This window comes from Mycetohabitans endofungorum, assembly GCF_002927045.1.
Taxonomy (GTDB): Bacteria; Pseudomonadota; Gammaproteobacteria; order Burkholderiales; family Burkholderiaceae; genus Mycetohabitans; species Mycetohabitans endofungorum.
Genome location: NZ_PRDW01000007.1, coordinates 85,489 through 104,365 on the forward strand (window position 1 = coordinate 85,489; position 18,877 = coordinate 104,365).

The 18,877-nt window shown below is 61.1% G+C and carries 16 protein-coding genes and 1 pseudogene; 8 read left to right on the top strand and 9 right to left on the bottom strand.

The genetic code is table 11. The annotated features are described in order from the left end of the window. Window positions 1-258: 258 nt before the first annotated feature. From B0O95_RS08365 to B0O95_RS08400, 8 genes are all read left to right on the top strand, one after another. Entirely contained in the window at window positions 259-1,935 is a 1,677-nt protein-coding gene (locus B0O95_RS08365) for an OFA family MFS transporter (protein ID WP_104077493.1), read from the top strand. Window positions 1,936-2,082: 147 nt separating this feature from the next. Further along, a complete protein-coding gene (locus tag B0O95_RS08370) occupies window positions 2,083-2,448 on the top strand; it encodes a hypothetical protein (protein WP_104077494.1) in 366 nt (121 codons plus the stop codon). A 312-nt stretch (window positions 2,449-2,760) separates the two neighbouring features. Next, window positions 2,761-3,627: an STAS domain-containing protein gene (locus B0O95_RS08375; RefSeq protein ID WP_104077495.1), complete on the top strand. Its 867-nt coding sequence runs from the start codon at window positions 2,761-2,763 to the stop codon at window positions 3,625-3,627. A gap of 9 nt (window positions 3,628-3,636) precedes the next feature. Further along, complete coding sequence (locus B0O95_RS08380; protein WP_104077496.1) at window positions 3,637-3,993, top strand: STAS domain-containing protein; 357 nt, start codon at window positions 3,637-3,639, stop codon at window positions 3,991-3,993. Window position 3,994: 1 nt separating this feature from the next. Beyond that, a complete protein-coding gene (locus B0O95_RS08385; protein ID WP_370641763.1) occupies window positions 3,995-4,438 on the top strand; it encodes an ATP-binding protein in 444 nt (147 codons plus the stop codon). Next, complete coding sequence (locus tag B0O95_RS08390) at window positions 4,423-5,547, top strand: ATP-binding SpoIIE family protein phosphatase (RefSeq protein ID WP_104077497.1); 1,125 nt, start codon at window positions 4,423-4,425, stop codon at window positions 5,545-5,547. The genes B0O95_RS08385 and B0O95_RS08390 overlap by 16 nt, the downstream gene beginning before the upstream one ends. Beyond that, window positions 5,510-6,928 carry an ATP-binding protein gene (locus B0O95_RS08395; RefSeq protein WP_104077498.1) on the top strand — a complete coding sequence of 473 codons (1,419 nt, stop codon included), beginning with the start codon at window positions 5,510-5,512 and terminating at the stop codon, window positions 6,926-6,928. The genes B0O95_RS08390 and B0O95_RS08395 overlap by 38 nt, the downstream gene beginning before the upstream one ends. Then, window positions 6,925-8,448, top strand: coding sequence for an ATP-binding response regulator (locus B0O95_RS08400; RefSeq protein ID WP_104077499.1), 1,524 nt, complete (start codon window positions 6,925-6,927; stop codon window positions 8,446-8,448). Before B0O95_RS08395 ends, B0O95_RS08400 begins: the two co-directional genes overlap by 4 nt. 121 nt (window positions 8,449-8,569) lie before the next feature. On the opposite strand, the gene B0O95_RS08405 is transcribed toward B0O95_RS08400, so the two are convergent. From B0O95_RS08405 to mfd, 9 genes and pseudogenes are all read right to left on the bottom strand, one after another. After that, window positions 8,570-8,935, bottom strand: a complete 366-nt coding sequence (locus B0O95_RS08405; protein ID WP_104077500.1) for a type II toxin-antitoxin system VapC family toxin — start codon at window positions 8,933-8,935, stop codon at window positions 8,570-8,572. Further along, complete coding sequence (locus tag B0O95_RS08410; protein WP_104077582.1) at window positions 8,929-9,147, bottom strand: ribbon-helix-helix protein, CopG family; 219 nt, start codon at window positions 9,145-9,147, stop codon at window positions 8,929-8,931. The genes B0O95_RS08405 and B0O95_RS08410 overlap by 7 nt, the downstream gene beginning before the upstream one ends. A gap of 119 nt (window positions 9,148-9,266) precedes the next feature. Further along, window positions 9,267-10,848 (bottom strand): annotated as a pseudogene (locus B0O95_RS08415) (UdgX family uracil-DNA binding protein). Continuing rightward, window positions 10,845-12,056, bottom strand: coding sequence for a putative DNA modification/repair radical SAM protein (locus tag B0O95_RS08420; RefSeq protein ID WP_104077502.1), 1,212 nt, complete (start codon window positions 12,054-12,056; stop codon window positions 10,845-10,847). Before B0O95_RS08420 ends, B0O95_RS08415 begins: the two are co-directional and overlap by 4 nt. Before the next feature lie 109 nt (window positions 12,057-12,165). Further along, window positions 12,166-12,375, bottom strand: coding sequence for a hypervirulence associated TUDOR domain-containing protein (locus tag B0O95_RS08425; RefSeq protein WP_104077503.1), 210 nt, complete (start codon window positions 12,373-12,375; stop codon window positions 12,166-12,168). 267 nt (window positions 12,376-12,642) lie between these two features. Then, window positions 12,643-12,846 carry a DUF1289 domain-containing protein gene (locus B0O95_RS08430; RefSeq protein WP_104077504.1) on the bottom strand — a complete coding sequence of 68 codons (204 nt, stop codon included), beginning with the start codon at window positions 12,844-12,846 and terminating at the stop codon, window positions 12,643-12,645. Window positions 12,847-12,898: 52 nt separating this feature from the next. After that, a complete protein-coding gene (locus B0O95_RS08435) occupies window positions 12,899-13,972 on the bottom strand; it encodes a pyridoxal-phosphate dependent enzyme (RefSeq protein ID WP_233203249.1) in 1,074 nt (357 codons plus the stop codon). Then, window positions 13,959-15,212, bottom strand: a complete 1,254-nt coding sequence (gene argE / locus B0O95_RS08440; RefSeq protein ID WP_199180476.1) for an acetylornithine deacetylase — start codon at window positions 15,210-15,212, stop codon at window positions 13,959-13,961. The genes B0O95_RS08435 and argE overlap by 14 nt, the downstream gene beginning before the upstream one ends. A gap of 147 nt (window positions 15,213-15,359) precedes the next feature. Next, on the bottom strand, window positions 15,360-18,857 hold the full coding sequence (mfd, locus tag B0O95_RS08445) for a transcription-repair coupling factor (protein WP_104077505.1): 3,498 nt from the start codon (window positions 18,855-18,857) through the stop codon (window positions 15,360-15,362). Between the last annotated feature and the right edge of the window lie 20 nt (window positions 18,858-18,877).

Sequence of the window (18,877 nt, forward strand, 5' to 3'; positions counted from 1 at the left end):
TTTTGACGCCTGCGTGCTGGATAAAATGGTCAGATCTCTGCCTAACTAGGCAGACGGACTACTTTGTATAGGCGCAGATACCGCCGGCGATGTCGTGTACAGCTCGGTCGTCGGCGGTATCGTGACAGTACCGCAAAAAATAGGACTGTCTGGTTTTGTAGTTGATAAATTATCTGCTTGTTCGCTTAACCGACCGGCTGCCCTCATGTCTGAAGACAGAGGTGCGTCTCTGGCCGGTCCATTATTGGGGAAGACAACATGACGTCAAGCCTAAGTGCAGGCGCCGCCGAGCAAGCCGCGGCCGTGCCCTTTCTCTCCAAGGAGCGCATTGTCGCGAAGCCAGGCTTCAACCGCTGGCTGGTGCCCCCGGCCGCCTTGGCGATTCACTTGTGCATAGGCATGGCTTATGGCTTCTCGGTCTTCTGGCTACCGTTGTCGCGGGCCATCGGCATCACCCATCCTATGTCCTGCGGTCCCGAGATTGGCTTCTTGCAAGAGTTGTTCGTGACTCACTGCGACTGGAAGATTTCCACGCTGGGATGGATGTACACATTGTTCTTTGTGCTGCTTGGTAGTTCTGCCGCCATTTGGGGAGGCTGGCTTGAACGAGCAGGTCCGCGCAAGGCTGGCGTGGTCAGTGCGCTATGCTGGTGTGGTGGTATGCTGCTTTCCGCACTCGGCATCCACCTACACCAGTTCTGGTTGATGCTGCTGGGCTCCGGCGTGATTGGCGGTATTGGTCTGGGTCTCGGGTATATCTCGCCAGTCAGTACACTAATCAAATGGTTCCCAGATCGGCGGGGCATGGCCACCGGCATGGCCATCATGGGATTTGGCGGTGGTGCGATGATTGGCTCGCCGCTAGCCACGGAGCTCATGGCGGCCTTCGCTGCATACGAAGGGGGCGGCGTGACGCAGACTTTTGTTGCTATGGCTGCACTGTACTTCGTTTTTATGATGAGTGGCGCGCTGGCCTATCGCATACCGCCGTCAGGGTGGGCACCTGCTGGCTGGAAGTCCGCTAAGGAGCGGGCAGACGACACCATGATGACTCAGCACCATGTCCATGTGAAGAAAGTGTGGGGTATCCCGCAGTTCTGGCTCGTTTGGATGGTGCTCTGCATGAATGTCTCGGCCGGAATCGGCGTTATCGGCATGGCCAGTCCGATGCTGCAAGAAGTATTCGGTGGACACCTGATTGGCCAAGCTGTGCCATTCTCCGAACTTGGCAAAGAACAATTGATGTCAATAGCCTCTGTGGCGGCCGGTTTTACCGCGCTGCTGAGCTTATTCAACATCGGCGGCCGATTTGTCTGGGCCAGTCTTTCCGATAAGCTCGGGCGCAAGCAGACCTACACCATTTTCTTCGTGCTGGGCGGGCTTCTATACGCCAGCATTCCGTCGAGTATCACCGCCGGGTACTTAATACTCTTTGTTGCTGCCATCTGCGTCATCGTCAGTCTGTATGGTGGAGGATTTTCCACGGCTCCTGCTTACTTGGCCGACCTGTTCGGCACTCAGTTTGTCGGTGCTATCCATGGCCGGCTGCTCACAGCCTGGGCAACCGCTGGCGTCCTTGGGCCGGTCGTAGTGAACTATATGCGCGACTACCAGCTTGCTCGCGGTCTGCCGCGTGAGCAAGTTTACAACCAGTCAATGTATATCTTAGTTGGCATGCTGTTAGTGGGCCTAGTTTGCAACCTTCTAATAAAGCCAGTGCACCCGAAATATTTCATGAGCGAACAGGCGCTTGCGGAGGAAAAACGCGTTGAGCACCCTACGCCACCCGTGTGCGAACTTTCTGCCGAAGCTCCCGCCATGCGGGCGTTTGGCAGCGGTGCTCTGATCGTGCTCGCTTGGGCCGCGGTTGGAGTGCCACTCGTGTGGGGCATCTATCGCACGATGCTCAGCGTTGTAGCGTTCTTCCACGGCTAGTGCCCGTCAGGTTCAACCCGTCATGAAGCGCCACTGCTGCAACTGATGAAGCGCCACTGCTGCAACCGATGCGTGACATTGGCTGTAAGACGTGGCGCCGACACCGTCTTGCTTTAGCATGGCGGCCTTTGTACCGAGATTGCCAAGATGCCAGTGAAGCCACGTTTGGTAGCGAACCGAGTTGTCGCCATAGCGACGCCGAAGACTGCGTTCGTTACCTGGATCAACAGCGTCGATTCTGCTGCGGGCATGGCATTGACGCTGGCGCAAGCTAGCGAGAATGCAAACGCCTTCCTGGTTCCTGCAGCCGGTAACGATCCCGATGCCGCTGTCAAGCGTTGGTTGCACAAGCACTGGCAGGTCATCTTCGAACGCATGCTCGAGGATTGGTATGTCGACAAGCGTCTATGGCCGCAAGCGCGTACGCTAAAGATGTTTAAGGAATGGTGCGAGATCCGCATGCACTCGATTGTCCTAGATTGCGCCGAAGCACCGATCACGTACGATGACTAAGCCAGGTCCTATGCCAGGCGCCAGTGCCGTAGTTCGTCAATCCGGTTGACCGGCTTATCGCGGATTTTTGCCTTGATCTTGTACAACGCGCCGATGCGTTCCAGCGCTTCGGTGTTCAAGGCATTCGGCCGCGCGGCATGCAATTCCACCAAATTTTTGGGTGGATTACCCGATGACCGGATGTGCGCCCGTCACCCATGATGCAGATCCGGACATTTGTGGCTGCAACGTTTATTGCCGTGACGAACTATAGTAAGGTGCTGCCCTTCTATTTCTAACCGCATCATTGACTATCTGTTAAGCGGAGATCGCATGAATACTGCCAGCGGAGCGAGCCTCGCTGACATACTTCGTCAACATCGCGCTGTATTGTTATCCGAATGGATCGATCAGCATTTGCCGGTTGCATTGCGTCGAGGGTTGGCCACGGAAGCCGAGGCTCGGGATCAATTCCGTGGGTTTCTCGATGTGTTTTTCGATACGCTCGAGTGCACGTCGTCGTTGGACGCAAGCGATGCGCAGTGGGAGCCGGTGCGTGCATTCCTTGCCGAAATGTCCGCGCACCGCGCTAAGCTTGGGTTCACGCCGGTTGAGACGGCGACTTTTGTGTTCTCGTTGAAGCGGCCGCTGTACGCGCGACTGAGCGCCCAATTCGCTGAAAATCCCGCCATGCTCGCCGATACCGGATGGGCAGTGAACGAATTGCTTGACGCGTTGGGCCTTTATACGACTGAGATCTACCAGCGCAGCCGCGAGGCGATCATCTCTCGGCAGCAGGAGGAACTGCTGGAATTGTCGACTCCCGTCGTGCAATTGTGGCGTGGAATCCTGGCGTTGCCATTGATCGGTACGCTCGATTCAGGTCGCACCCAAGTGGTGATGGAAAGCCTGCTGCAGAAAATTGTTGAAACCGGCGCGAGTCTAGCAATCATCGACATCACGGGCGTACCAACCGTCGACACGCTGGTGGCTCAGCATCTGCTCAAGACCGTGGCGGCAGCGCGATTGATGGGGGCAGATTGCATTATCAGTGGCATCCGTCCGCAGATTGCGCAGACGATTGTCCATCTTGGCGTCGACTTGACCAATGTGACGACCAAATCGACGCTCGCGGATGCTTTTGTGGTGGCGTTGCAGCGCACCGATTCGACGGTGACACCAAGTCGTCCCGTTGCATAAGGTCAGATTATGGACCGGATTCCGATTCTGCGCTTGGGCGATTACCTGATTGTTACCATCCAGGTCGATATGCACGATCGTCTCGCTATGTCGCTGCAGGATGATTTGACCGACCGCATCGTCAAGGACGGTGCTAAAGGTGTGCTGATCGACATTTCCGCACTCGATGTTGTGGACTCCTTTATTGGCCGGATGATCAGTAATACCGCGGCGATGGCGACCGTGCTCGATGCGCAGACGGTCGTAGTGGGCATGCAGCCGTCAGTCGCGATTACGCTGGTCGAGTTGGGGCTCACGCTCAATGGTGTGCGTACGGCGCTGAACATCGAAAAGGGCATGGCGCTGCTCCAGCAGCGTCGGCGTTGACATGCCAGACGTATCGATGATCGGCGTCAACGATGTGACGCAGCGGTTGGTGGCCGAATTAAGCCTGCGCTCGGACGAGGAAATCGTCCGGCTGCGGCAGGCGGTGCGCGATCAGGCCATCGCGCGTGGTTTCTCGTTGATCGACCAGACCAAGTTCGTGACCGCAGCCAGTGAACTGGCCCGTAACACGCTACAGCATGGCGGCGGCGGTACTGCTCAGCTGCACGTGGTGATCAATGGCGCGCGCGTCGGCCTGCGGCTGACGTTCACCGACGCCGGTCCGGGTATCGCGGACGTCGAGCGGGCGCTGGGGGACGGCTTTAGTACCGGGACAGGGCTTGGTCTGGGGTTGGGAGGCTCGCGTCGCCTATGTGACGAATTCGCGATCGAATCGCAGCTCGGAAACGGTACGACGGTGGTCATCACAAAATGGAAAACACGCTAGGTGCGGCGTTGCCGAGCGGCGGCGCTTACTGTTCGCTGGAAATCGCGGATGCGAGCGCGGTCGCATTTGCGCGCCGCACATCCGCTGAAGCGGCGCGCAAGGCTGGCTTCGGAGAGGTTGATGCCGGCCGCTTGGCGATCGTGATCACCGAGGCCACGACGAACATCTTGAAACACGCGCGGCACGGCGAAGTGCTGATGCGGCCACTAGACGGTGCGGTTGAGTTAATTGCGATGGACCGCGGTCCAGGAATACACGACGTGCGTGCCGCACTCACTGATGGTCATTCCACGGCTGGCACGGCCGGCACTGGCCTAGGTGCGATCCGCCGGCTGGCCGATCAATTTGCTTTATATTCGCAACCGAGCGCTGGTACGGTGGTGCGGGTGTTGCTGTGCGACGCTCGCAAGCGACCCACGCGTGCCATGTTGTCTGGGCCGGAGATCGGCGGCATTTGCGTACCCTGTCCCGGACAACAGGTGTGCGGCGATGCCTGGCACGCACAACCCGATCCGCGCGGCATGACGCTCGCGCTGGCCGATGGCCTTGGGCATGGCGCCGACGCGCACTTAGCGGCGTACGGGGTCGTGGAAGTGGTGCAGCGCGGCGCCGGTATTTCGCCGGCCAGGCTGATGGCGCAGGCCGATGCGGCACTGCGATGTACACGCGGCGCCGCGATCGCACTCGTACGCCTGGATATGGTGAATGCGTGCGTGACATTTTGCGGCACGGGAAACATCTCGGCGGTTGCGCACGGCACCGGGCATCCCCGGAGCAAAGCCGGCGACCGTGCTGGTGTGCCGCGCGAGCGCTACCAATTGATGTCGCGCAACGGCATCGTTGGACATACGATGCGTGGCACGCAGGAGTTCGAAATGGCGTGGAACGCCGATGCGATGCTCGTATTGCATTCGGACGGCGTGGGCACCCGGTGGGACTTGTCCGATTATCCGGGGCTCTCTCGGCAACCGGCAGCAATCATCGCCGCAGTGCTTTATCGTGATTTTTCGCGTCGGCGCGACGACGCGACGGTAGTTGTCGTGAAAGCCAGCACGGGAGCACAGTTTAGTCATGACGACACGTTTGCTACAGATCCGGCTCGAGCGTGAGCAAGATGCCATCGTCGTGCGCCGATGCGCGCGCGAACTGGCGGCGGCGCTGGGCTTGTCGCCATTGGATCAGGCCCGCATAGCAAGCGCGGTTCTGGAGATCGCCTGCAATGCACTCGATTATGCGGGCGGCGGGGAAGTGACGTTCGTCATCGACGATACGACGCACCCACATGCGCTGCGAATCGAGGTGCGGGACTGGGGGCCGGGCATCCGCGACCTGCAAGCCGTGCTGGAAGGCGTCGGCGGCGAGCAGGCGGACAGGCGCAATGGCGTTGCCGGTGCGCGACGCCTGATCGGCCATTTTTCGATCCAGTCGCGCGACGGTGACGGCACACTCGTGACCCTGGTCGATTCGCTGCCCGCCGACCGCGCTGCCGTCGCCGTCGATGTCGCGAGCCGGCGGGCCCGCGAGCTTGCTCCAGCGGTCGCGCAAACCGAGGCGTTTGATGAACTGCGACAACTGAACCGCGAACTGGTGACCACGCTTGCCGAGTTCCGACAACGCCAGGCAGATCTGCTGCGCTTGACGCAGGAGTTGGAAGCAACCAACCGCGGCGTTGTCGCGCTTTATGGGGAACTGGACGAGCGTGCGGAGGAACTGCGTCGTGCAGACGCGATGAAGACACGGTTTTTGTCGAACATGAGCCATGAGCTTCGCACGCCGCTCAGTTCGATTCGAGCGTTGGCGAAGTTGCTGCTGAACCGGCTTGATGGCGACTTGACGGGCGAACAGGAGCGGCAAGTTACCTTGATCCTCAGTGCGGCGGAGCATCTTGCCGAGATGGTCGACGATTTGCTCGATCTGGCCAAGATTGAAGCTGGCAAGACCGATGTTGTACCCGTATGGTTCGACGCCGCTGGCCTGTTTGCGGCGCTTCGCGCGATGTTGGCGCCGCTGCTCAACACACCGCACGTGCAGCTCGAATTTGCGTCGGTGGCGGGTTTGCCCAAGCTGTATACCGATGAACCTAAGCTCACGCAAATACTGCGGAACTTTGTATCGAACGCGCTCAAATACACGGAGCATGGCCGAATCGAAGTCGGCGCGCGAATGGAGCCGGACGGCGCCCGCGTCACATTCTTCGTTTCAGATACCGGCATCGGTATTGCACCGGAGCATCACCAGATCATCTTCGAAGAGTTCAGCCAGGTGCAGAATCGTCTCCAACAACGTACAAAGGGAACGGGACTCGGTTTGCCGCTGTGTCGCAAGCTGGCCATGCTGCTTGGCGGCGACGTCCGTGTATGCAGCGAACTGGGGGCGGGCGCCACGTTTTACGTCACCGTGCCAGTATGTCTGGTACAAGCGGGGGAAACACCGCATGCCGCAGCCGGGACGATGCACATGCGTGGAAGCAGCGGAGGGCAGGCAGCATGAGCACTGCAGCGACACTGATCCTCAATGTCGATGACAATGAGGGTGCCCGTTATGTAAAGTCGCGCATCCTGAGCCATGCGGGGTTTGCGGTGATCGACGCGTCGACCGGATATGACGCGCTGCAGGCCGTGCGAGAGCGCGAGCCGGCGCTTGTGTTGCTCGATGTGAGACTGCCGGACATCAGCGGCATCGAGGTGTGCAAACTGATCAAGCAGAACGCGGCAACGAGTTCGACGCTTGTGCTACAAACGTCGGCGGCTGCGGTGCAGCCGCATGACAAGATTCTCGCGCTAGACGGCGGTGCGGATAGCTACTTGACCGAACCGGTCGATGCAGCCGAGCTGGTCGCCAACGTACGGGCATTGCTGCGGCTGCATGCGGCCGAGAAAGCGCTGCGGGAGGCGGACCGGCGCAAGGACCGATTCCTTGCGACGCTTGCACACGAATTACGCAATCCTCTCGCACCGCTTCGCAATGCAATCGAATTGCTCGACCCCAAGTACGGAGCAACCGAGGCAATGCGTGCGGACGCCCGACTTATCGCCAGTCGCCAGCTGGCGCATTTGGGACGGCTGGTCGACGATCTGCTGGACGTGTCCCGCATTTCGTACGGAAAGATCGTGCTGCAAATCGCTGCGCTGGACTTGAAGGCAGTCGTCGAGACGGCGATCGAAACGAGTAAGCCGTTGCTCGACAGCAAGGGACACACGTTGTCGGTGACCATGCCGACTACAGCGTGTCCGGTCGTCGGTGACGGCATCCGCATCGCACAAATCATCGGCAACCTGCTGTCGAACGCGGCAAAGTATACGCCCGATGGCGGCCGGATCGAGCTTCGGCTTGATATTGGCGACACCGATGTTGCCGTTTGTGTGCAGGACAACGGCATCGGCATATCGTCGGAGGAACTACCGTCTGTGTTCGACCCGTTTATGCAGTCGAGCAAATCGATGGAACAGGCTGGCGGGGGCCTGGGCATCGGACTAGCGTTGGTGCGCGAGCTTGCGGAGTTGCACGGCGGATCGGCGACTGCGTATTCGGACGGGCCCGGACGGGGCTCTAGATTCGTAATTCGATTGCCGCTGGCCGACGTGGCGCAGCGCGAGCGCGCCGACAAGGCGTCGCGTGAGCCCGCCGCTTGCGCTGCTGCAAACCAGCGACGGGTGCTGATCGCCGACGACAATACCGATGCGGCGATGTCTTTGCAGGTGTTGCTGGAGTTGTCAGGCCATATTGTGCGTGTCGCGCACGACGGCGTGTCGGCAATCGAAATGGCGCAAACGTTCGAACCCCAAGTGGCGATACTGGATATTGGGTTGCCGCGTGCAAACGGCTACCAGGTGGCCAAAGCGCTGCGTGCGCAACCACGGACCGCACGCGCGCTGCTGATCGCATTGACTGGTTATGGGCAGCAGAGCGACAAGCGGGCCGCATCCGATGCCGGGTTCAATCTGCATTTGGTCAAGCCGGCTCAGCTGGATGAACTGTTGCGGGAGATCGAACGCGCAGAGGTGACGTGAGCGTGTCGGGTGCACCACTGACGCTACGGGCTACGCCCTGCGCGGCAACGCGCGCCAGCATGAAAAACCAACCACTGTCAATTTTAGTCTAGTTCACTGCATGTAAGCCATTGCGCTTTTCCTAGGTTTTGTACGGGACGCGCACGCCTGGTTCGTCCGCAGGGAAAACTTTCGTATTTCGTGAAACAAGCAGCAGCGAGTGCACCTGTGCCGTCGCCCACACAATGGCATCCGGCAACCGAACCCGCTTGGTCTTTCGAATCTCCACTGCCCGGTTCGCAATCGCATTATCGAGGGCGACTACATCGAATGAGCCGAGCCATGCTCGAATTGCGGATTCTTCCTCTGTGGCGGCACCAACAAGAATCTCCATCCAGGTAATCGTGCTGATCGCACGATATTCATAGCGCTCCAGCTCCTTCCTTGCAGCGCTGATCCCGCTTAGATAGTCGATCAGGATGTTCGTGTCGAAGAGCGCCTTTACCATTCGGAGCGAAGCTCCTGCTGGTAGGCAAGGCCGTCGACCTTCTTGCTCTTCCACAACCCGAAGACGTCTGCCCCGAGGGTGCGCTTGCGCTGGAAGATATACGCCTCGATTGCGTCACGAATGATGGCAGCGCGTGGACGATGTTCGGTCTCCACGATAACCGCCAACTCCTCAACCTGCGGATCCGGTAAGTCAACGAGGATACGACTCATAACGGCTCCTTTGAAATATATATATATCATATATCATAAGGGGGCGTAGTACAAGATTCGTATCGCGCCTTGCGCCGGCAGCGTTCTCGTAAATCGTGCCTAGCGGATATAGGCTTTGACTAGCCTACTCGATAACAAAAAGTGCGGCATGTGAGCCGGGCTAATGGCGCGTCCGGCATACCTCGCGCGCATCCCGCGTCAATGCGCGTCAACAGCCGCCGTGGCCAACTGCTGTCCGCACGCGACGGCTTTTCCCATTGCCGCAACGATTTCTTCCCGCGCCGCAGCGTCGTCTACCCGCAGCGCATAGGACGGGTGCCATGTGGCGATCAACCACGCGTCACCGAGCCGCACAGGAGCGTGCAGGTAGTCCCGCAGGTTGACGTTGCGGCGCAGGAGCGCACCGAGTGCCGTGGCGCCCAGTGTGACGATGACGGCCGGCCGCACACGCGCCAGTTCTTGCTCTAACCAATGAGCACAAGCGTGGACCTCGCGTTGCGCTGGCGTTTTGTGCATACGCCGCTTGCCGCGCGCAATCCATTTAAAGTGCTTGACCGCATTGGTTAGGAAGACCGCGTCGCGCGGCACGCCGGCGCGGCGCAACGCCTCGTCCAATACTTGACCGGCAGAGCCCACGAATGCGCGGCCAGTCAAGTCCTCATGATCGCCCGGTTGTTCGCCGATCAACATCATCCGAGCGGTTTCCGGACCGTGGCCCGGCACCGCCTGCGTGGCATTGCGCCACAATTCGCAGCGACGGCATTCGTCGAGCGAAGACGGGACCGGCCGTGACGGCCGCGCGCGCTGCGCGTCCACGGCGACCGGCTTGCCTGTCATCGCGCGCACTGCGCTGGCTTGCGCCACACGGCGCGCGCCACTTCGCGCGTCGGCGATCATTGCCGGTATCAACGGTCCCTCGGGTAAATGCTTCCAAAAACGCACCGGCATATGCTGGTGCAGCGCCGTTTCGTTCAGCCGTGCCGGATTAAAAGTGCTTTTGTAATAGACGAGCCACAGCGACTCGACTTCGTCAACAGCGGCACTGGCTCGTATTGTCGCCGCATCGCCAGATACGGCCGACAACTGCAGCGCCGCGCCATCCCACAGCGCCGCGCCCTGTGGCGTGCCGATCCACCAGGATGACGTTCCCATGCGGCGTGCAAAGTGCTCTGCGGCGTACGCCAACACATCGTGCTCGGGTTCGTACCAGGCCAGGTATTCCGGCATCCCAGCGCCGCCACGTCGATGAAAACGCACATACGCGATCATGTCGTGCTTGGCACGCCGCACGGACCTGGCCATCGCGTGCAGTCGCGCGCCGTCTTCATCGGCCGCCGATGCCACCGCCCGATCGCCATGCCACCATCGCCACAAGACCCGATACAAAAGCGCCCAACGTTGCGGCGAACGATACAGTGCGGCGTCTTGCAGCAGCGATGCCAACGTGCTCGAGATGCTCACGCGCAAGCCGATGCTGTCGCTGTCCGCACCGGCTCCCCGCGTCCGCGCGTCGTATACGACCGGTGCGGTTGTCGGATAGTCCAGCGGCATTTGTGCTGGGGCGACGCTTGTTATCGAATCGCGCTCGACCCATGTCACGGCCTCTGGCGTCCAACCCGCCGCGAGCGCGCGCAACGCCTGGGAGCGCCAGCTGGCGTAGCCACCGTCAACCAGCAGCGTGGACGGGCTCGCGCCGTTCATAACAGCGCCAATTGGACGGGTGCGCGCGACAGTGTATACCGCAGCTGTTCCGATGGCATATCGACTCGTGCGGGCCTGTAGTCTTGCGCCACAATAAACGATTTGACCTGATCCATCACGCAACGCAGGCGAATCAAATCGTGATAGCGGATAGCGCGCACGCGACGCAGCTGCGCCAGCCGCTTTGCATTGCGTACACCGATGCCCGGTACGCGTGCGATCAGCCATGGAGGCGCGCGATTCAGATCGACCGGAAACGATTCACGGTGCGCCAACGCCCACGCCAGCTTGGGGTTGATGTCCAGCGGCAGGTCGCCATCGTTTTGAAACAGTTCCTCGGCACGAAAACCATAACCGCGTAACAGGAAGTCCGCCTGATACAGCCGATGCTCGCGTAGAAGCGGCGGAGCTTGCGAAGGGAGCGCGGACGGGCTATCCGGGATCGGGCTGAAAGCGGAGTAATACACGCGCTTCAATTGGTATGCACCGTACAGCGTTTGCGCGGTGCGTAAAATGGTGCGGTCATCGGCATCATCGGCGCCCACGATCATTTGTGTGCTTTGCCCGGCCGGTGCGCTGAGTGGCGCATGTTTCTCGCTTTGCGCTTGTTCTCGAGCCAGACGGATTGCTCCCATAGCACGCTTGATCGTCGACGCGTTTTTCTCGGGCGCCAGCCGTTGCAGGCCGCGGTCGGTCGGCAGTTCGATGTTCACGCTAAGCCGGTCGGCATATCGGCCAGCCTCTGAGATGAGCCGCGGATCGGCGTCCGGGATCGTCTTCAAATGGATATAACCGCGAAATTGGTGCTCTTCACGCAGTGATCGCGCCACGTGGACCAACTGCTCCATCGTGTAGTCAGCGCTGCGGATCACGCCGGAACTGAGGAATAGGCCGTCGATATAATTGCGCCGGTAGAAGTCCATTGTCAGATTGACGACCTCTTGCGGCAAAAAACGCGCGCGCGGGACATTGCTGGAGCGCCGGTTCACGCAATACTGGCAATCGTACTGGCAAAAATTGGTCAGCAAGATCTTCAGCAACGACACACACCGGCCATCTGGCGTATAACTATGACAAATTCCAGCGTTTACGCTGGCACCAAGCCCAGCATGCGCTTGCGTATCTCGTTCAGGCGTGCCGCTACTGGCACACGATGCATCGTATTTCGCTGCGTCTGCCAAAATTTCGAGCTTTTTCAGCAATTCCATCGCGATGATAATACTGTATGGATATACAGTATTATACGCAATTGCACGCTGGTCGCAACCCAGGCGTCACAGCACAGCCGGGGCCGCATGACACTGTAGCCATGGGCCGTTAGCTCACTTTCTTCAGTGCATCCGCTTTGTGGATTGCAGTTTTGCCGGTACGTGCGCTTTTGACTTCATACTGAGGGTCGCGCGCAGACGCTTTGACAACGTGGCGGCCCGCCTTAGCGGTACCTGTCACCTTACGGGTGACGACGCCGTCCGTGCGCCCCTGCGAAGTTTGCCATTGGACTTTGTCGCCTTTGGATAAAGTGGGCATACCGATCTCCCGGAAACGCGGCGGCCGGATGGGCCCCCGACGATCGGTTGACGCGCAACAAGTGTGCCGACGACGGTGATTAACCGATTCGATAATCCGATGCCACGGTGAAGGCTTGCAAACTTTCTTCGTCAATGAGCAAGCGCAGTTTCCGTTGTTCAGCAGCGCTGCTCTGAGCCGTTTGGTTAGCGTGTATGCGGGCCGCCCCCGATGCGACTGCCAACGAGTCCGCGGCACGCGTTCATCGGCGCCGCATTGACCTGCAGTTCAATCGGGGGCGTGCGTGAAACGCATCGCAGTTCCATCGCGCGTAATGCGCTCCCAGACCGCGCGCTTTTCATCGTCGGTCATAAACACCCAGTTCGACACCTCCGTCGCCGTCCGGCCACAGCCTTTGCAGACTTCGTCGAACAGGGTGGAGCATACGCCGATGCAAGGGCTGTCCGGCTGGGAGTGAAGGGGAGAACTCATTGGTGACACCGTGAAGGACGGGAAGAGGCAAAAATCGGGGACGGCGGGTGCGCTAGCTCGACAGCTTGCGGGCGTAGGTCAGGTGCTGGTACAGCGTATCGGCGTCGGTGTTGGTGCCGCACAGCAGCACGCCAACGCGCTTGCCTTCGAGCACATCGCGCAGCGGCCCGAGCAGTGCGGCGAGCGCCGCCGCGCACGCAGGCTCGACAGCCAGTTTCAGTTGCTCGAACAAGCGCAGCATGGCCACGCGCAGCTGGTCATCGGACACGGTGACCATCCGGTCGATGTGCCGGTGGCACAACTCGTAGCTGTACTCCTCGGTGTGCGGCGCCAGCAGCGAATCGGCAACACTGCGCATCGGGCCCATCTTCACCGTATGGTTTGCCGCGAAGCTCTTGCTCATCGCGTCGGCCCCTTCCGGCTCGACGCCATAGACATGAATACGCGGGTTCACCAGGCGCAACGCGGTGGCGACACCCGCACCGAGCCCGCCGCCGCCGACCGGCACGATCACCGCGTCCAGTGCCGGCGTCTGCGTAGCCCATTCGTAGCCGAGCGTCGCGGTGCCGAGCACGGTGCGATACCCATTGAACGGGTGGATGAAGCGGCGCCGCTCGTCTGCCTCAATGCGTCGGACCTTGTCGAACGCCTGTGCACCGTCGTCGGCGAACACCACTTCGGCGCCATACTGCCGACACAGCTCGATGCGCGCCGGGCTGGCCGTCTTGAACATCACCACCTTAGCGCTGATACCCAGACGCATCGCGGCGTGCGCGACGGCGGCCGCGTGATTGCCGGCGCTCACGCACGTGACGCCGGCGCTGCGCTGTGCGTCGTTCAGCGTCAGCAGATTGGAGAACGCGCCGCGCACTTTGAAGGAACCTGCGGCCTGGAATAACTCGAACTTGAAGTTGATCGTCGTGCCTTCGAGGGACGGAAAATCGCTGCGATCGAAGGTCGGCGTGCGAATGACCCACGGGGCGAGCGCCAGGTGCTGCGCGGCGATATCATCGAGCGTCGGTACGCGTTGGCCATCGATTGACGCGGGCGTTGTCGATACGTTCGCCGCGGACGCAGCCAATGGCTTTGAAACAGGCGGCGGCGCGGCCCAGTCAGACATGTGCATTAACCTCGAGACTGGTGATCAGTTTGCGAATGAACGACTCACTCGCGCCAAGTTGCTCGAGCGAAACAAATTCGTTTGGCTTATGGGCTTGCTCGATATTGCCTGGACCGCAGACGACGGTCGGGATTCCGGCGCGCTGGAACAGGCCTGCCTCGGTGCCGTAGGCGACCTTGCGCTTGTCCTGGTCGGCGGTCAGCGCCCGTACCAGTTGCGTGATTGCTGCCTGCTCGCTGGCGTCCAGCCCCGGGGCAGCGGCGATCTCCGAGATCTCGATGGCTGCGGCCGGATGCTCGCGGCGCATCTGCGGCAGCAGCGTATCACGCGCATACGTCTCGATCTGCGCCAGAATGGCTTGCGGATCCATCGTCGGCAGGTTGCGGAATTCGAACTGGAATTCGCAGTGCGCTGGGACTGTATTGATCGCGTTGCCACCGGTGATCGTACTGGTCTGTGCAGTCGTAAACGGCACGTCGTAGAGCGTGTCGAACGGCCCCTGCGAGCGGTAGCGCTGCGCGACGTCGCGTATGTGACAAATCAGCCGCGCCGCATACTCGATTGCATTGAGTCCCTGTGGCGTCAGCGATGAGTGGGCCGCGTGCCCGCGCACGCAGCAGCGGTATGCATTGATCCCCTTGTGGGCGATGATCGGGCGCATGCTGGTCGGCTCGCCGACGATGCACCCTTCGGGTCGCAGGCCGCGCTTTTGCAGGTCCGCGAGCAGCAGGGGTGCGCCGGCGCAACCCACTTCCTCGTCGAATGACAGCGCGAAATGAATCGGCTTGGCGAGCTTGGCCGACTGCATTTGCGGCAGCAGCGCGAGCGCGGTGCCAATGAACCCTTTCATATCGCAGCTGCCGCGCCCGTAGAGCTTACCGTCGTCGATGCGGGCAACGAACGGATCGCTGTCCCATTGCTGTCCGTCGACCGGTACCACATCAGTGTGGCCGGACAGCACGATGCCGCCGTGCGTGGTGCCGTCATGAGCCGGCACGGTGGCGAACAGATTGGCCCATTGCCCTGTTTCGTCGTACGTAAGCGTCGCGTCGAGACCGACTGAGCGCAGGTAGTCGCGTACTGTTTCAATCAATCCGAGGTTGGGCAGGCGGCTCGTGGTATCGAAGCTAATCAGCTTCTCGGTCCACGCAATGGCGGCGGCGCTGGCGGGCAGGTCGGACGAGGGCGGAGTACCCGGCAGTGCCGCCGATGGACCGGCCGGTGCCGATGTCGCGGATGCAGACATAGTGTGGCTCCAATTGATCACGAGTCGATCATACCCAAAAACGAATCCGTTCCAAAGCTGCGGGGCGTAAATTCCCCTAGTGTCGTGCACACGGCATTTGACTCAAGCGGTTGCGCGACATGCGCGAGCGGCACAGCGTGGCGCCACTCACGCGTTGGCCCGCTGCTTGCCCGGTGCACCCAGCGTCCGCAGCGTTTCCTTGGCTGTCGCGACCCGGCTCGCCAGGTCAGGACTGTGCAGCTCGATCCGCAACTTGTCTTGCCCCGCCAGCTTGATGTGCCGGTGTTTCTGCACCATTTCGATGATGCGTATCGCGTCGATCGGCGGATTCGGCACGAATTGCAGCCCGATTGTGCTTTCCGCCGCGTCGATCTTGACGATGCCCAGCGGCTTGGCGGCCAGCCGCAGTCGATGCGTTTCAATCAGCGCCTGCGCCTGTGCTGGCAGCTTGCCAAAGCGGTCGATCAGCTCTTCATGGATGGCGTCGATGGCCTCGTCTGCCTCGCAATTGGCCAGTCGCTTGTACAGCGACAGGCGCTCTTGCACGTCGCTGCAATACTCGGCCGGCAGGATGGCCGGCACATGCAGGTTGATCTCGGTGGTAGCGGCCAGCGGCGCGTTTAAGTCCGGCTCGCGGCCATCCTTCAACGCGCGCACGGCGTCGTTGAGCATATCGGTATAGAGTTGGAAGCCAATTTCCTGGATGTCACCAGACTGCTTGTCGCCCAGCACCTCCCCGGTGCCACGGATCTCCAGATCATGCATCGCGAGATAGAAGCCGGCCCCCAGTTCCTCCATTTGCTGGATGGCTTCGAGGCGGCGCTGCGCCTGCCGGGTCAACGATTGTGGGTCGTTGACCAGCAAATAGGCGTACGCTTGATGATGGGAACGACCGACACGGCCCCGCAACTGGTGCAATTGGGCCAGGCCGAATTTATCGGCGCGATGAATCAGGATCGTGTTGGCGCTCGGCACGTCGATTCCCGTTTCGATGATCGTCGTGCACAGCAGCACGTTGGCCCGTTGCGCCACGAAGTCGCGCATCACGCGCTCAAGCTCGCGCTCGTGCATCTGGCCGTGCGCGACCGCAATGCGGGCTTCGGGCACCAGCGCTTCGAGCGCCGCGCGGCGGCTGTCGATCGACTCAACCTCATTATGCAGAAAATAGACCTGGCCACCGCGCTTAAGCTCGCGCAACATCGCTTCGCGGATCACACTGTCTTCCTCGCGTCGCACAAAGGTTTTGATGGCCAAGCGCTTTTGCGGCGCAGTGGCAATCACCGAGAAGTCCCGCAACCCTTCCAGCGCCATGCCCAGCGTGCGAGGGATCGGCGTAGCGGTCAATGTCAGCACGTCGACTTCCGCGCGCAGCGCCTTGAGGGCCTCCTTTTGCCGCACGCCGAAGCGGTGCTCCTCGTCGATGATCACGAGCCCCAGGCGCTTGAAGCGCACCTCTGCGGATAGCAGCTTGTGGGTGCCGATCACAATGTCGACGTTGCCGTCCTTGATCGCCTGGATCGAAGCACTGACCTCCTTGGCGGACTTGAACCGCGATAACTCGGCGATGCGCACCGGCCAGTCGGCAAAACGGTCGGTGAAGGTCTGCATGTGCTGCTCGGCCAGCAGCGTCGTTGGCGACAACAACGCCACCTGCTTGCCGCCGAGCACCGCGATGAAGGCCGCACGCAGCGCCACTTCGGTCTTGCCGAACCCGACGTCGCCGCACACCAGTCGGTCCATCGGCTTGCCATTGGTCATATCGCCGATCACTGCGGCGATGGCGGCGGCCTGGTCCGGCGTCTCGTCGAAACCGAAGCTTTCTGCAAAGCGCACGTAATCGCGCGGGTCCAGCGCGAACGCGTGGCCCTGGCGCGCTGCGCGGCGCGCATACAGGTTCAGCAGCTCCGCTGCGGTATCTCGGATCTGCTGGGCGGCGCGCCGCTTAGCTTTCTCCCATTGGCCCGAGCCGAGCGCGTGCAGCGGTGCGTTGTCCGGATCGGCGCCGCCGTAGCGAGAGATCATGTGCAACTGCGACACCGGCACATACAGCTTGCTGTCGCCCTGATACGCCAAGTGCAGAAACTCGGTGTCGCCTTCGCCCAGATCCATCGTCACCAGGCCCATGTACCGTCCGATTCCGTGCTGGCTATGAACGACAGGGTCGCCGACCTTCAGTTCAGACAGATCGCGCACCATCGAATCGACGTCGCTGGCCTGTTCCTGGCGCCGACGGCTGGCGCGGCGCGCGAGCGGCCCGTATAGCTCGGTTTCGGTGACCAGCGCAATATGTTCGGCCGGTAGTACGAAGCCGGATGCAATAGGCGCAACGGCCAGCCCGAACGGCGCGTCGCCTTGTACGAACGCGTCGAACGAATCGAACAGCGACGCCCGCAGATGGTGATCGGCGAGCAATTGAGCGATGGTCTCGCGGCGCCCAGCTGACTCCGCGACGAGCAGAACCCGCTGACTCGCCGTGTCGAGATAGCGACGCAGTGCGTCGAGCGGATCGTGCGCGTGCCGATCGATTGCTAGCGATGGCAGCGGCATCGACCAGCGCTCGGCGTCGTCCGAGGGCTTCGCACCAAGCGAGAGCCGCGCAAACGGCTTGGCCAACGTGAAGAAGTCCTGCTCGGATAGAAATAGTCGCGCGGGCGCCAGGATCGGACGCTCGCGATCATGCGACAGAAACGCGTGCCGCTGCTTCGTCTCGTCGCTGAACTGCCGGATCGACGCCTCGATATCGCCGACCAGCACCAAATGCGTGTGCTTGGGCAGGTAGTGGAACAGCGTCGCAGTGTCCTCGAAGAACAGGGGCAGGTAGTATTCGATACCCGCCGACGGCACGCCATTGCCGATGTCCTTGTAGATCGGCGCGCGGGACGGATCGCCTTCGAATTCGGCACGCCATCGACTGCGAAATGCAGTGCGTGCGGCCTCGTCGAACGGGAACTCGCGTCCCGGCAGCAGGCGTACGTCGTGCACCGGGTAAAGACTGCGCTGCGTATCGGGATCGAATGCGCGAATCGAATCAACCTGGTCGTCGAACAGGTCGATCCGGTACGGCAGCGACGAGCCCATCGGGAACAAATCGATCAGCGAGCCGCGCACGCAGTATTCGCCCGGACGCACGACCTGGCTCACGTGCTCATAGCCGGCCAGCGTGAGCCGCGACTTGAGCTTGGCTTCGTCCAGCCGCTGGCCTTGCTTGAACTCGAAAGTGTACGCGGCCATGAATGTGGCCGGCGGCATCCGATACAACGCGGTCGTGGCCGGCACGACGAGTATGTCGCAGCGCCCTTCGCCCAGGTCGTGCAGCGTGGCGAGCCGTTCCGAAATCAGGTCTTGGTGCGGCGAGAAGGTATCGTATGGCAGGGTTTCCCAGTCTGGTAGAAGCCGCACGCGCACGCCGGGCGCGAAGCAGCCGATTTCCTGCTGCAGGCGCTGCGCATCGACCGCGCTCGCGCAGATCAGCGTGAGCATCGGCATGCGGTCGCGATACGCCAAATGGTAGCGCGCAATCGCCAGCGCATCGGCGGACCCCGATGCGCCATCGAACGCATAGCGATGGCCCTCCTTGATGAGTGGAACGGGGCAGGAGAACGGGGCGGACGGTGAATCGGGCGGGGTAGCGGAATAATCTGGCATGAGCAGGCAATGAGGGCTGC